The following is a 14025-nucleotide window of genomic DNA, read 5'->3' on the forward strand; positions in this document are numbered from 1 at the left end:
CATGGAATTGTTTGACCATCTTGCGCTGGGCTTCTCCACGGCCCTGTCGCTGCAGAACCTGGCCTACGCCTTCCTCGGCTGCGTGCTGGGCACGCTGATCGGCGTGCTGCCGGGCCTGGGGCCGCTGGCTACCATCGCCATGCTGCTGCCGATCACCTACACGCTGCCGCCGGTGGCCGCGCTGATCATGCTGGCCGGCATCTACTACGGCGCGCAGTACGGCGGCTCGACCACCGCCATCCTGGTGAACCTGCCGGGCGAATCGTCGTCGGTGGTGACAACCATCGACGGCTACCAGATGGCAAGACGAGGACGGGCGGGCGTGGCGCTGGCCACCGCCGGCCTGGGTTCGTTCTTCGCCGGTTGCGTCGCCACGCTGATCCTGGCCGCGTTTGCCACGCCGCTGTCGGAAATCGCGTTCAAGTTCGGTCCCGCCGAATACTTCTCGCTAATGGTGCTGGGCCTCATCGGCGCCGTGGTGCTGGCTTCCGGCTCGCTGCCCAAGGCAATCTCGATGATCGTGCTGGGCCTGCTGCTGGGCCTGATCGGAACCGACGTGAACTCGGGCGCCGCGCGCTTCTCGTTCGACGTGCCGGAGCTGACCGACGGCATCGACTTCGTGGCACTGGCCATGGGCATGTTCGGCTTCGCGGAAATCATCGCCAACCTGGAGCAGAAGGAAGCCCGCGAGACCTTCACCAACAAGGTCACCAACCTGTTCCCGACCAGGGACGACTTCAAGCGCATGATTCCCGCGGTGCTGCGCGGCACGGCGCTGGGTTCGGCGCTGGGCATCCTGCCTGGCGGCGGCGCGGCGCTGGCATCGTTCGCGGCCTACTCGCTCGAGAAGAAGACCTCCAGGTTTGCGCACGAGTTCGGCAAGGGCGCGATCGAAGGCGTGGCGGGTCCGGAATCGGCCAACAATGCAGCGGCGCAGACTTCGTTCATCCCGCTGCTGACGCTGGGCATTCCGCCCAACGCGGTGATGGCGCTGATGGTGGGCGCGATGACCATCCACAATATCCAGCCCGGCCCGCAGGTGATGACCAGCAACCCGGCGCTGTTCTGGGGCCTGATCGCCTCGATGTGGATCGGCAACCTGATGCTGATCATCCTGAACCTGCCGATGATCGGTATCTGGGTCAAGCTGCTGACCGTGCCGTACCGCTTCCTGTACCCGGCGATCCTGACGTTCTGCTGCATCGGCGTCTACTCGGTCAACAACCAGACCTTCGACGTGTTCATGGCTGCGGGCTTCGGCATCATCGGCTACCTGTTCCTGAAGCTCAAGTGCGAGCCGGCGCCGCTGCTGCTGGGCTTCGTGCTGGGGCCGATGATGGAAGAGAACTTCCGCCGCTCGCTGCTGCTGTCGCGTGGTGACTTCACGGTGTTCGTGACGCGCCCGCTGTCGGTCGGCCTGCTGATCGCGGCTGCCGCGCTGGTGGCGGTGGTAGCCCTGCCGTCGATCAAGGCCAAGCGCGAAGAAGCGTTCCAGGAAGAATAGCGCCGCGCGTGCTGCCCCGGGAATGCGCCGTTGGAACGGTTCACCCCAGGCGGCGCATCACAACGCAAGCGTTCCGGGGTGCCTCTGTGCACCCCGTTTTTCTTTGGCTGGGCCGCACGGCCCGCCATCACGACAAGAGAGTGCCCGACTGCGGCAGCAGTCATGGGCTGCGCATGATGATCAGGATTCCCGCACCGTCGGGTGCGCCGACAGCGCCCATGAAACCGCCAACCCTTGACCGGTTTTTCTCACGTATCTACGTCCTCAAGCTCGTGCAGTCGAGTCCTTCGACGGTGCTGAGCCTGGTCGAACGCCTGCGCGAACGCGGCATCGACAAGAACATCCGCTCGCTGCGGCCGGTGCTGCGCAGCCTGATGATGGCGCGTGCCATTACCGCCGAGCTGGTCGAAGGCAGCGGCCGCGTGTACTGCATCACGGAGCGCGGGCGTGCCGAACTGGAGCAGTACATCTCGCACCTTGCGGTGCTGAAGGCGGAGCTGGCGCCGGACGAGGGCGAGCAGCCCTGAGCGTCATTCCCTGGTGAAGATCTCCAGGAAATGCTTGCTCGGGTCCTCGAAATAGATCCGGCGGCCGCCATCGTCGGTACTGACCTGTTCCGGCCGGCGGCGGTACGGGTCGGCCCAGTACATCAGGTGGCGCGCGCGGATGCGGGCAAAGCTCTGGTCGAACTCGGCGTCGCTCAGCAGGAAGGCGTAGTGCTGCAGGGCAACATCGCCTCCGGCGTCCATAAAGTCCAGCGTGACGCTGTTGTCGAGCCGGACGGCAAGAAATGGCCCGAACGGCACTGCCGCCGGACGACCCAGTATCTCGCAGAGGAAGTCGGCCGATACCTTCTTGTCATGGGAAAACACGATGGTGTGATTGAGCTGGATAGCCATGTCCGCAATCTCCCAAAGCTGTGTGGAGGGAGCAGCGCGTCATCATGGCGCGGCGCATGCCACGGCGGACATGCGCGCCACGCGCGTCCCACGCCGATAGCGTACAGGTTTTGGCGGCTGAATGTCGCCCGCAATAAGCACAGGCCGGTCCAGTGGACCGGCCTGCGGCGCCTGCCCGCGCGCCTGGCTCGGGCAGGATCATGCTTGCTGCGTTATTGCGATACCAGCTCCAGGCCGGCCTGCGACTCGTCATCGCCGCGTGCCACCAGCACCTTGATCTTGTTCGGCACGGACGCGCCGACGCCGTCAGTCGGAATGGTGGTGATCAGCCAGTCGGCGTTGTTGGCCAGCGTCAGCGTGCCCGAATCAAAGATCACGGTCTTGGTGCCCGCCGTGGTAATACGCAGCCGATAGGTGCCGCCGTCCATGTCGACCGAATCGGACCCGGAGGCCGGCGATGCCTGCTTGTAGCCCACGTTGCTGAAGTTCGGGCCGACCGAATTGAGGTCGACCGCCGGCATGGTCAGGTAGAAATCGACGTTCTGCGCATTGAACGAAGCGTTCAGCGTGCGCACGCGCGCCTTGTGCGAGAACAGGCCCTTTTCGAACGGATCGTCGATCTGCAGCACTTCGGCGCCGGTCGCGCCTGGCAGTGCGACCACGGTGTACTTGTGGCCGGTGGCTGCCACGATGGTGGTGCGGCCGAGTTCGGTCTGCGTGCCGGCAGTGTTGAACGAGATCAGCTGGTTGCCGGTTTCGACGTTGAAGTAGGTCGAGACAAACTTGTACGGCTTGTTGGTGAAGCTGGTCAGCGCGCCGTTCTGCAGGATGTCGACGTTGGGGCCGCCGGTGACCGCATGGATTGCGCGGACGCTCGGCTTGCTCAGGCCGATGCGATCGTCGATACCGTCATCGCCGCCGCCGCAGGCGGACAGGATTGCCGTTGCGGCCAGCGCAAGGCCGAATATAAGACTGGACTTGGATCGGAACATGGGTCACCTCTTACCGTTGGACTCAGAGACGAGCTGGCCCATGCCGCGCGGCGGGTGCGCCGGTAGCTGGCCAGTTGGCTTTCTGCATGGACTGCAGGCGCGGCGTACGCGCGTGCCGGGATGCAACTGCCGTGATGCAACGATAGGTATGAAGTGTGGTGCGAGACAGGCGCGCGCTTCCGAATTCCCTGTCGGAGGAATCCCACAAGACGCGGTGGCCACAATGCGTCCGAAATACGGCAAAGCGTGACCGGCTATAGGTTGGCGGCGGCCGGCCCGAAGCGCCGACTTGTGCGGGCCTGCGGCAACTACTGTGTAACCGGTTGTTGCAACCGGCGTGTCGACGCCATTGACCCCGTCATTAAGGCAAGGGTTTTGGCGCGATCGGGCTCATCGCTAAGGCAGTGACATCATGACCTGGTTGCGCCCGTTGCGCTTGGCCTGGTACAGCCCCGCATCGGCGACCTCCACCAGCCGGCTCGACGGCTCACCGGCCTGCGGCACCAGCAGCGCGCCGCCGATGCTGACGGTCACGCAATCGCTGGTGGGCGAGCCGCTGTGGGCGATGGCAAGGTCCTGCACCGCGCGCCGTACTTTCTCGGCCAGCAGCCGCACGCCGCCGGGCGAGGTGCCCGGCAGCACCATCGCGAACTCTTCGCCGCCGAAACGCGCGGGCAGGTCCGATGCCCGCGTGCAGTTGTCCCTGATCACCGCGGCCACGCGCCGCAGCACGTCGTCGCCGGCGACGTGGCCATAGGTATCGTTGTAGGCCTTGAAGGCGTCGACATCGATCATCAGCAGCGCCAGCTGCGTCTGCTCGCGCTGCGCGCGGCGCCATTCCGCGCCGAGGTATTCGTCGAAGTAGCGGCGGTTGGACAGCCCGGTGAGGCCGTCCGAGTTGGTCAGCCGCTGCAGTTCCAGGTTGGTCTCGAGCAGTTGCTGCTGGCTTTGCCGCAGCGCACGGTAGGCTTCGTCGCGCTGCAGCAGGTTCAGGTACGAGCGCGAGTGGTAGCGGATGCGCGCGACCAGCTCGATGCTGTCGGGCAGCTTGACCAGGTAGTCATTGGCGCCGGCGGCGAAAGCCGCGCTCTTCATCGAGGCCTCTTCCTTGGTCGACAGCACGATGATGGGGATATCGTGCGTGGCGGCGTTCTCGCGGTAATGGCGAACCAGCGTCAGGCCGTCGACGCCCGGCATGACCAGGTCCTGCAGGATCACCGTGGGCCGGGTGCGCTGCGCCACGGCAACGGCTTCGCCGGGCTGCGAGCAATAGTGGAAATCGATGTCGGGCTCGGTGGACAGCGCACGGCGCACCGCTTCGCCGACCATGGCCTGGTCGTCCACCAGCAGCACCATGACCTGGTAGTCCGATGCGTTAGAGGCGAGGGCAGGGTGTTGGGAGTTCATGCTGTAATCCTGGGGTGTTGCGCTCCCGGGCCGGGCCCGGGACGTGTTCTGGCAGTATGGCGGCGCTCACGGCAGTGGCGCGGCCAGGCCGGTGCGGCCGCACGCCTGCACCAGCCGTGGCGCGATGCGGCCCAGCGGCAGGATTTCGGCCGCCGCGCCAAGCGCCGCCGCCGCCTTGGGCATGCCGTACACGGCGCTGGTGGCGCGGTCCTGTGCGATCGTCAGGAAGCCGCGATCATGCATCGCCTTCAGGCCGAGCGCGCCGTCGCGGCCCATGCCGGTCAGCAGCACGCCGACCATGTCGCCGCGCCAGTGCTCGACCACGCTTTCAAAGAATACATCGATGGAGGGCCGGTACAGGTAGTCGCACGGTTGTTCGGTATAGACCATGCGCGTCGGGCTTGCCAGGCGCAGGTGGTCGTTGGTGCCGGCCAGCAGCACCGTGCCGGCCTGCGGCGTGTCGCCGGCGCGGGCGATGCGCACCGGCAGCGCGCATTGTCCGTCGAGCCATTCGGCCATGCCGGCGGCGAAGGCCTCGTCGACGTGCTGCACGGCCACCACCGCCGCGCCGAAGTCGGCCGGCAGCGCGCCCAGCAGCGCCGCCAGCGCGGCCGGGCCGCCGGCGGAGGCGCCGATCGCCACCAGGCGGGGCGCGGCGACGGCGCGCGGCGCGGCTTGCAGCTTGTGCTGCGGGGCCACGCGGCCAGCCAGCAGCCGGCCGATATTGCGCATCTTGCGCAGCAGCGGGCCGGCGGCGAGCTGTGCATCGGCTTCCGTCAGCGTGGGCGTATCGACCGCGTCGATGGCGCCGTGTCCCATCGCCTCGAACACCTGCTCGGCATTGCGGCCGAGATCCATGGTGACCACCACGATCGCGCAGGGCGTGGCCGCCATGATCCGGCGCGTGGCTTCGACGCCGTCCATCACCGGCATCAGCAGGTCCATCAGGATCAGGTCCGGGGTGCGGGCCGCGGCCATCTGCACGGCTTGTTCGCCGTCGACGGCGACCCAGGCGAGCTCAAAGGCGGGGTCCAGCGCGATGGCCCGGCGCAGCGCGGCGACGGCGAGCGGGGAGTCGTTGACGATGCCGATTTTCATGAGCGTGCCTCGCCGATCAGGTCCTGCACCGCGTCGAGCAGCGCGGCGTCGTGGAAACTGCCCTTTGCCAGATAATAGTCCGCGCCCGCTTCCAGGCCGCGCTGGCGGTCCTGCTCGCGGTCCTTGTACGACACCACCATCACCGGCAGCTGGCGCAGCGCGGCGTCATGGCGGATCCTGCTCACCAGCTCGATGCCGTCCATGCGCGGCATGTCGATATCGGTGATGACCAGGTCGAAAGGCTCGGCGCGCAGCACGTTCCAGCCGTCCATGCCGTCGACCGCCACCGCGACATCGTAGCCGCGCCCGGCCAGCAGCTTGCGCTGCAGCTCGCGCACGGTGAGCGAGTCGTCGACCACCAGCACGCGCCGCGCGCGCGCTTGCACGCTGGCTTCGGCAGCGTGGCGCACGCCTTCGATGCGGCCTTCGGAGACCAGCTTCTCGACCGAGCGCAGCAGGTCTTCCACGTCGAAGATCAGTACCGGCGTGCCGTCGTCGGTCAGGCTGCCGGCGGCGATGTCCTTCACCTTGCCCAGCGCGGCGGGCAGGGGCTGCACCACCAGCAGCCGTTCGCCCAGCATGCGGTCGACCGCGATGCCGTAGGTGCGCTCGCCCTCGCCGACGATGATCACCTGCACGTCGTCGCGCTCGTGCGCAATGCTCTCCGGCCGCTGCATTACCTGCGCCGCGCTGACCAGGCCGATGGCACGGCCCTCGTGGCGGAAATGCTGGTGGCCTTCGGTCTGCTCGATCTGCGCGCGTCCGACCGCGGCGGCGCGCAGCACATGCCCGAGCGGGAAGGCATAGGCCTCGCCCGCGACCTCCACCAGCAGCGTGCGCACCACCGACAGCGTCAGCGGCAGCTCGAGGTGGAAGTGCAGGCCCTGCCCGGGCTGCTGCGTCAGGCGCAGGCTGCCGCGCACGCGCCGCACCATCTCCTGCACCGCATCCAGGCCCACGCCGCGGCCGGACACTTCCGACACCGTGTCGCGCATGCTGAAGCCGGGCAGCAGCAGGAAATCGAGCAGCTCCGCCTGCGACAGCCGCGCCGCGGTCTCTTCCGAAGCAAGGTTGCGCCGCACGATCGCGCGCCGCAATGCGTCCAGGTGGACGCCGGCGCCGTCGTCGAAGATCTCGATCACCAGCCGGCCGGCGTTGTGGCGGGCCTGCAGCGTGACCCGGCCTTCGGCGGGCTTGCCCTGGGCCTGGCGCACCGCGGGCGGCTCGATGCCGTGGTCCACCGCGTTGCGCAGCAAGTGGGCGAGCGGGGCGTCGAGCGCTTCCAGGATGTCGCGGTCGACCTGCGTGCCCGCGCCGACCAGCTCCAGGTGCACGGACTTGCCGAGCGCACGGCCCAGGTCCCGGACCATGCGCGCGTAGCCGGTCAGCCCATCCGCGAGGGGGCGCATGCGCGAGCCCAGCGCGCTGTCGTAGAGCCGGCGCGCAAGGCGCGTGGCGCGGTGGTCGTACTGGTCGAATTCATCGGCCCGCCGCGACAGCTCGCCATGCCCGTCTTCGAGCAGCTGGCGCAATCCGGCCAGCGCCACGCGCGCGCCGGCGTTGTCCGCGAGGGTGTCCTGCAGCGCGTCCTGCAGCGCATCGGCTGCGCGCAGCGCGCGCGCCTGCTGGCGCCTGGCCTTCTGCAGCGCCTGGCCGAATGGCCGCAGCCAGTGCGACTCGACCATGGCCTCGCCGGAGAGTGCCAGCAGCTGGTCGAGGGCATCGGCGTTGACGCGCAGCATGCGCTCCTGCGGCTCGCCGGGGGCGACTGGCTGTGGCCCCGTTGCCTGCGGCTGCGGGATGGGTGCGGCTGGCGCTGGTGGTATGGCGGGCCCATCGTCTGCCGGCACTGTCCACGGCGCGGCTTGCGGGGCTGCAACGGGCGGCAGGGCCAGGCCGCCATCCAGCGTGCCCAGCCGCTGCACCACCGCATCGATCCCGGCGCGGCCGGCGCCGTCGGCCCAGCCCGGATCGCCGCCGGGCGGATGGCCGATGCGCAGCAGCAGGTCGGTGCCCTGCAGCAGCGCGTCGATATGCGCGGCCGTCAGCGGCATGCCGCCCTGCGCGGCGACCAGGCAGTCTTCCATGGCGTGCGCCATGCGCACGCCGGCGTCGAGCCCGACGATGCGCGCCGCGCCCTTGAGCGAATGCGCCGCGCGCATGCACGCCTCCAGGTGCTCGGCGGCGGCCGGGTTGCGCTCCAGCGCCAGCAGCCCGGCGTTGAGGATTTCGGCCTGCGATTCGGCCTCGAGCGCGAACAGCTCGAGCAGCGAGGCGTCGCGCAACTGTTCGGGGTTCATGCCAGGCTCCGTGCCAGTGCCTGGCGCAGCAGGGCCGCGTCGAGCAGGCCGACGCTGCGGCCATGGTCCAGGAATAGCGCCTGCGTGTAGCGCGCCGACGCGCGGCCCAGCGTGGCCGGCAGCGGCTGCAGCGCGGGTCCGGATACGCGCACCACGCCGGAAACCTCGGCCACCGGCAGCGCGAGCGCGGCGCGGCCCTGGCCGAGGATCAGGAAGCGGCTGCCCGCTGCCTCGCCGGCATCGCCGGCCTCGCCAGTGCCGAACAGCCGTGCCAGCGACAGGCACACCAGCAGGTTGCCGCGCACGGCCGCCAGGCCCAGCACCGCGGCATCGCGTCGGTGCGGCAGCGAATGCACCGGACACGGCGCGGTGACTTCGCCCAGTGCCGCGGTCGGCAGCGCCAGCCATTCTTCGCCGATGCGGAATACCAGGCACGACAGCGCGTTGCCGTGCCCGGCGTACGGGTCGTCCGCTTCTCCGCCCATGGCTGCCGCATCGGGCAGCGCATCGGCGTTCTGGTCGAGCAGGTCTGGCAGGTCGAGCTGCTGCGCATCCAGCAGCATGGCCGCGGCTTGCGCGTAGGTCGGGCAGTTGCGGCAGTGCGCGTGCTCGGCCAGCGCCGGGCAGGAGCCGTCGCCGCGCACGCCGATGCGGCGCCAGCAATCGTCCACTGCGACGGTGGCCGCGCAGGTTCCGCGGAAAATGCCTTGCGGTTCAGCCATGGTGCTTGCGGGTGTGGCGTTGCGCGCGCTGGCGCAGGCGCATGGCGCCGTCGTGGTCGCCTTCGGTGTCGAGCAGCGCGGCCAGGTGGTACAGGCTCTCCTGGTGCGCCGGGTCCAGGTACAGCGCCTTGCGGTAGGCGGCGTGCGCCTGCGCGGTGCGGCCGGCGGCGTCGTGCAGCACGCCCTGCATGCACCAGGCGCCGGCGGCGCCCGCATCGGTGCCGATGCGGTCGAGCAGTGCCTGGCAGGCGGCGCCAGCGGCCTCGAGTTCGCCACGGTCGGCCATGCCGGCGATACGGGCCAGTTCGCTGGCGTGCGCATGGCCGGGCATGACGGTAGCAGCAGGCGTGCCGGGCGCGGGCGCTGGCCGCACGACGGGCCTGGCCGGCACCGGCGAGCGCGGCAGGCGCGGCGGCGCAGCCATCCTTGCCCCCTGCGGCGGGTGCGCGATGGCGACCGGTGTGGCGCGCGGCGAGGGTTTGCGGAAGGCAAAGGTCAGCGGCAGGCCGACCGGCACCATCCCCTGCGCGCTCAGCAGGCTGGCCTCGGCCGGGCCGACGAAAAGCAGGCCGTCGGCCATCGTCAGCCGCGCCAGCGTCTGCACCGCGCGCCGCTGGTCGGGCGCAGCGAAATAGATCAGCAGGTTGCGGCAGAAGACGAAGTCATAGGGCGGCTCGCCGGCGAGCAGGTCGGGATCGACCAGGTTGCCCTGCAGCAGCCGCACCTGCGCACGCACACGCGGGTCCAGCGCGTAGCCGGCGGGGCCGGCGGTGAAATAGCGGTCGCGGAAGTCGAGCGGGCCACTGCGGAAGGCGTTGGCGCCGTACTCGCCCTGGCGCGCGCGCGCCAGCGCCCGGGCGCTGATGTCGACGGCGTCGATGCAAAAGCGCGCCGCCGGCACGCCGGCATCGAGCAGGGCCATGGCGATCGAATAGGGCTCTTCGCCGGTGGAGCAGGGCAGGCTCAGCACGCGCAGCGTGCGCGTGCCGTCGGCAAAGGCGCGCTCGGCGGCAAAGCGGCCCAGCGCCAGTAGTGCCTCGCGATGCCGGAAGAACCAGGTCTCGGGCACCACCACCGCCTCGATCAGCGCCTGGAACTCGCCGGCGGTGCCGTGCAGCAGGTTCCAGTACGCCTGCGTATCCGCTGCCTGCACTGCGTGGCTGCGCTCGCGCACCGCGCGTTCCACCGCGCCGCTGCCGATGGCATCGGCGTCCAGGCCGATGCGGGCCTTGAGCAGGGCCTCGATGTGTGTGGCAGTGCTCATGCGGGGTCTCCGGACGTGTCGGCGAACAGCATCGCATGGATTTCGTCTGGCAGCAGGGCGTCGATGCGCACCCACTGCACCAGGCCGCGCGCGTCATGGCGCACCGGCCCCAGGTAGCGCGGGCTGGCGCCCGCTATGCCGCTATCGACAAAGGATTCGGCCGGGCAGCGCAGCATCTGCGTGGCGGACTCAAGCCGCAGGCCGAGCAGCCGAGGCGCGGCGGTGCCGCGATGGCGGTAGTGGACCAGCACCGTGCGCGTGCTGGTGCGCAGCGCCGCCGGCACGCCGGTCGCCAGCGCCGGCAGGTCGATCACCGGCACCGGCTGGCCGCGGCGCTCCATCATGCCGGCCACCCAGGCGGGTGCGCCGGGCACCTGCTTCAGGCGCGTCAGCGGCAGCACCTCGGCGACCTCGGCCGCATCCAGGGCGTAGTGGTCGGCGCCAAGACGGAACAGCAGGAAGAGCTTCATGGTTGCGAGGCGGAAGGCTGGGCGGGCCAATACGGGCCAATACGGGCCGATAAGGTCCAGTAAGGGGCCGCCTAGACCTTGAAGCGCGAGACGCCGCTGCGCAGGTCGTTGGCGACCAGCGTCAGTTCGTCGATGGCCTGGCCCGACTGGCGCAGCGATTCGACCGTCTGCTGGGCGGCTTCCGACAGTTGCATCAGCGCCTGGTTGATCTGCTCGGCGCCGCCGGCCTGCGCCTGCATGCCCTCGCTGACCATGACCACGCGCGGCGCCAGCGATTGCACCTGGGCGATGATCTGAGACAGCTGGTCGCCCACCTGCGTCACCTCCGACATGCCGCGGCGCACTTCTTCCGAGAACTTGTCCATGCCCATCACGCCCGCGGCAACGGCCGACTGGATCTCGCGCACCATCTGCTCGATGTCGTAGGTGGCCACCGCAGTCTGGTCGGCCAGGCGGCGGATCTCGGTGGCCACCACCGAGAAGCCGCGGCCGTACTCGCCGGCCTTCTCGGCTTCGATCGCGGCATTGAGCGACAGCAGGTTGGTCTGGTCGGCCACCTTGGCAATGGTGGTCACCACCTGGTTGATATTGCCGGCCTTCTCGTTCAACGTGGCGAGCTTGCCGTTGACCGAGCCGGCGGCTTCCATCACGTGCTGCATGGTGCCTTCCATGCGCGACAGGCCCACCTGCCCGGTGCCGGCCAGCCCGGCCGCCTGCTCGGCGGCGCTGGACACCTCATGGATGGTGCGCACCAGGTCGCGCGCGGTGGCCGAGATCTCGCGCGAGGTGGCGCCGATCTGCGTGGTGGTGGCGGCGGTCTCGGTGGCGGTGGCCTGCTGCTGGCGCGCGGTGGCGGCGATCTCGTTGACCGAGGTGGTGACCTGGATCGCGGTGCGCTGCGCCTGGCCCACCAGCGAGGTCAGCTCGCCGGTCATCTGGTTGAAGCCTTCCTCGACCTCGTGGAACTCATCCTTGCGGCGCAGCGCCATGCGCTGGCGCAGGTCGCCGCCGCGGATGCCGGCGAGCAGGCCGACGATCGACTGCATCGGCACGGTGATCGCGCGCAGCAGCAGGTAGCCGCACACCACGGCCACCACCAGCGCGACGATCAACGCGGCCTCGATGCTGATCTTGGCGGTGTTGACGGCATCGTCGATGCCGCGCGCGGCGCGTGCATTGACCGCGCTGTTGTCGTCGACCAGGTGCTGGGCCGCCTTGCGCGCGGCGATCCAGCGATCATGCACGGGGCCGCGCAGCGCCGCGACCGCGGCCGCGCCGTTCCAGTCGCCGGCCTGGGCCAGCACCTGCGCGGCCTGTTCATACTGGGCGCGCAGGTCGCGGTAGGCCTGGAACGCGACGCGGTCCTCGCTGCGCGTGATCGTGCCCTCGTACTGCTGCTCCAGCTTGTCCAGGCGCGCGGCCGCGTCCTTGCCCTGTTCCTGGAAACCGCGGCGCTCGTCGTCGTTCGAGGCATTGATGGTCTGCCAGGCAAGCACGTAGCGCTCGCCCCAGACGCCGCGGATACCGGTGCTGTAGTTCAGCCCCGGCAGGGCGTCATGCAGCATCAGCGCGGTCTCGCGCTCGATCGCATTCATCCGCATATAGGCGACCACGCCCATCAGGGCCATGACCAGCAGGATCATGGAAAAGCTGGCCAGGATGCGGGTACGGATGGTCCAAGCGTTCACGGTGAAGGTCCCGGTAATGTTCTTGTTCAGGGAGGAGCAGGGCGACGGAGCGCAATGTTACCGGGGGCGGCCGTTGCCCGCATCGCCGCGTCCAGGGCCGCTTTCCGGCTGCGCGGCTGCCGGCACGGCCCTGGTGCGCGGTAGGGTACTGTATGCCGCAAGCCGATTCAACGCGCAACCGCGCGACGGGCTCGCCAGCGTTGCGCCGCCGCATTGGGGTTACGGCAGCCGGCGGGAACTTCTTGATTTTTTCCAAGTTTTCGTCACACTTGCTAAATTGCTTGCGGGTAACAATGTCGACAATTACAGATGGGGCAGGGATGGTGGCCAAGTCCGGGGCGAAGGCGGCTGGCGCCTCGCCAGGCTCGGATCTCGATCCGCTGACCGGCGTTGACAATCGCCAGGGGTTTCTGAAGCGGCTGGAGGTGCGCCTGCAGGCTGAGGCGGTGCCCCGCTGCGCATTGCTGCTGATCGGCATCGATGATTTCCGTGCCTTCAATGATATGCACGGGCATGCCGAGGGCGACGTCATCCTGCAGCGGGTGGCCCGGCGCCTGCGCGATGCTTCGCCGCGCGATGCCGCCATCGGCCGCGTCGGCAGCGACGAGTTCGGCGTGCTGCTGCCTTCCATTTCCGATCCCACGCTGGTCCGGCATGTCGGCGCGGCGATCCTGTCAATGCTGTCTTCCCCGCATGAGCACGCCGGGCGCCGCCACCATGTGCTGGCCAGCATCGGCGCGTGCGTGATTCCCGCTGCCGGCGAACTGGGTTCAGACGTACTCGCCGCCGCCAGCCTGGCGCTGGCCCGTGCCAAGCACGACGGCGGCCGCACCATCCGCTTCTTCAAGCCGCAGATGCGCTCGGACGTGACCGCGCGCCTGTCGCTGGTCCAGGCCCTGCACGAAGCCTACGCGCAGCGCCAGTTCGAGCTGCTGTACCAGCCCCAGGTCGACCTGCGCGACGGCCGAATCCGCGGCGCCGAGGCGCTGATGCGCTGGCGGCATCCGACCCGCGGGCTGATCGTGCCGGCACTGTTCATCGACGCGCTGGCTGCCAGCAGCATTGCCAGCGACGTCGGCATGTGGCTGCTGCAGACCACGTGCGCGCAGGCGCGCGCGTGGTCGCTGGCGTTTTCGCAGCCGCCGCGCGTCGCCATCAACCTGTTTGCGGCGCAGCTGTCCGAAAGCCGCCTTCTGACCGAGGTGCGCCACGTGTTGCGCGCGCTGGAGCTGGCGCCGGATTGCCTGGAGATCGAGATCACCGAGACCATCGCGCTGCAGCAGGGCGACGAGGTCTCGGACCAGCTGCAGGCGCTGCGCCGCGACGGCGTGACGCTGACCTGCGATGATTTCGGCACCGGCTATGCGTCGCTGAGCTTCCTCAAGTCGTTCCCGGTCGACCGGCTCAAGATCGACCAGTCCTTTATCCGCAATGTCACCCAGGATCCGGTCGACGCCGCGATCGTGCGTTCGGTGATCAACGTGGGCAAGAGCCTGCGCATCGGCGTGGTCGCAGAGGGCGTCGAGACCCCGGAGCAGCGCGACTTCCTGCTGGCCCACGACTGCTACGAGGCGCAAGGCTACCTGTATGGGCGGCCGATGCCGGCCGACCGGCTGACCGAACTGCTGCGCGAGCAGCAAGGCCGCTGAAACCGCCGCCGGCCGGCCGGCGCGCGCCGGCT

General features: G+C 69.2%; 12 protein-coding genes. 3 read left to right on the plus strand and 9 right to left on the minus strand.

The features are described from left to right. The first annotated feature begins 1 nt into the window (after window position 1). Both ACAD63_RS23885 and ACAD63_RS23890 read left to right on the plus strand, forming a co-directional pair. A complete protein-coding gene (locus tag ACAD63_RS23885; RefSeq protein WP_133095801.1) occupies window positions 2–1504 on the plus strand; it encodes a tripartite tricarboxylate transporter permease in 1503 nt (500 codons plus the stop codon). A gap of 218 nt (window positions 1505–1722) precedes the next feature. Then, on the plus strand, window positions 1723–2031 hold the full coding sequence (locus ACAD63_RS23890; RefSeq protein WP_135703111.1) for a helix-turn-helix transcriptional regulator: 309 nt from the start codon (window positions 1723–1725) through the stop codon (window positions 2029–2031). Window positions 2032–2034: 3 nt separating this feature from the next. Here the strand turns inward: ACAD63_RS23890 and ACAD63_RS23895 are convergent, their stop codons facing one another. The 9 genes from ACAD63_RS23895 to ACAD63_RS23935 all read right to left on the minus strand — a co-directional run bounded on the left by ACAD63_RS23895 (window position 2035) and on the right by ACAD63_RS23935 (window position 12344). Next, window positions 2035–2403, minus strand: a complete 369-nt coding sequence (locus ACAD63_RS23895) for a VOC family protein (RefSeq protein ID WP_135703110.1) — start codon at window positions 2401–2403, stop codon at window positions 2035–2037. 212 nt (window positions 2404–2615) lie between these two features. After that, window positions 2616–3395 (minus strand): DUF4397 domain-containing protein, encoded by a 780-nt coding sequence (locus ACAD63_RS23900; RefSeq protein WP_133095798.1) that lies wholly within the window; start codon window positions 3393–3395, stop codon window positions 2616–2618. A gap of 396 nt (window positions 3396–3791) precedes the next feature. Continuing rightward, window positions 3792–4802: a response regulator gene (locus tag ACAD63_RS23905; protein ID WP_133095797.1), complete on the minus strand. Its 1011-nt coding sequence runs from the start codon at window positions 4800–4802 to the stop codon at window positions 3792–3794. A gap of 66 nt (window positions 4803–4868) precedes the next feature. Then, window positions 4869–5900: a chemotaxis response regulator protein-glutamate methylesterase gene (locus ACAD63_RS23910; RefSeq protein ID WP_133095796.1), complete on the minus strand. Its 1032-nt coding sequence runs from the start codon at window positions 5898–5900 to the stop codon at window positions 4869–4871. Continuing rightward, window positions 5897–8200: a hybrid sensor histidine kinase/response regulator gene (locus ACAD63_RS23915; protein WP_195429899.1), complete on the minus strand. Its 2304-nt coding sequence runs from the start codon at window positions 8198–8200 to the stop codon at window positions 5897–5899. Before ACAD63_RS23915 ends, ACAD63_RS23910 begins: the two co-directional genes overlap by 4 nt. Next, window positions 8197–8922, minus strand: a complete 726-nt coding sequence (locus ACAD63_RS23920) for a chemotaxis protein CheW (RefSeq protein ID WP_135703108.1) — start codon at window positions 8920–8922, stop codon at window positions 8197–8199. Before ACAD63_RS23920 ends, ACAD63_RS23915 begins: the two co-directional genes overlap by 4 nt. Continuing rightward, the gene (locus tag ACAD63_RS23925) at window positions 8915–10186 is read right to left on the minus strand and encodes a CheR family methyltransferase (RefSeq protein WP_135703107.1); all 1272 of its coding nucleotides are present in this window, start codon (window positions 10184–10186) and stop codon (window positions 8915–8917) included. Before ACAD63_RS23925 ends, ACAD63_RS23920 begins: the two co-directional genes overlap by 8 nt. Next, a complete protein-coding gene (locus tag ACAD63_RS23930; RefSeq protein WP_133095792.1) occupies window positions 10183–10656 on the minus strand; it encodes a chemotaxis protein CheW in 474 nt (157 codons plus the stop codon). Before ACAD63_RS23930 ends, ACAD63_RS23925 begins: the two co-directional genes overlap by 4 nt. Before the next feature lie 71 nt (window positions 10657–10727). Beyond that, window positions 10728–12344, minus strand: a complete 1617-nt coding sequence (locus ACAD63_RS23935) for a methyl-accepting chemotaxis protein (RefSeq protein ID WP_135703105.1) — start codon at window positions 12342–12344, stop codon at window positions 10728–10730. Between the two features lie 320 nt (window positions 12345–12664). On the opposite strand from ACAD63_RS23935, the gene ACAD63_RS23940 reads away from it, so the two are divergent. Further along, window positions 12665–13993: a putative bifunctional diguanylate cyclase/phosphodiesterase gene (locus ACAD63_RS23940; protein ID WP_135703104.1), complete on the plus strand. Its 1329-nt coding sequence runs from the start codon at window positions 12665–12667 to the stop codon at window positions 13991–13993. The last annotated feature ends 32 nt before the right edge of the window (window positions 13994–14025 follow it).

This window comes from Cupriavidus sp. a3 (assembly GCF_051015765.1).
GTDB classification, from domain to species: Bacteria; Pseudomonadota; Gammaproteobacteria; order Burkholderiales; family Burkholderiaceae; genus Cupriavidus; species Cupriavidus oxalaticus_A.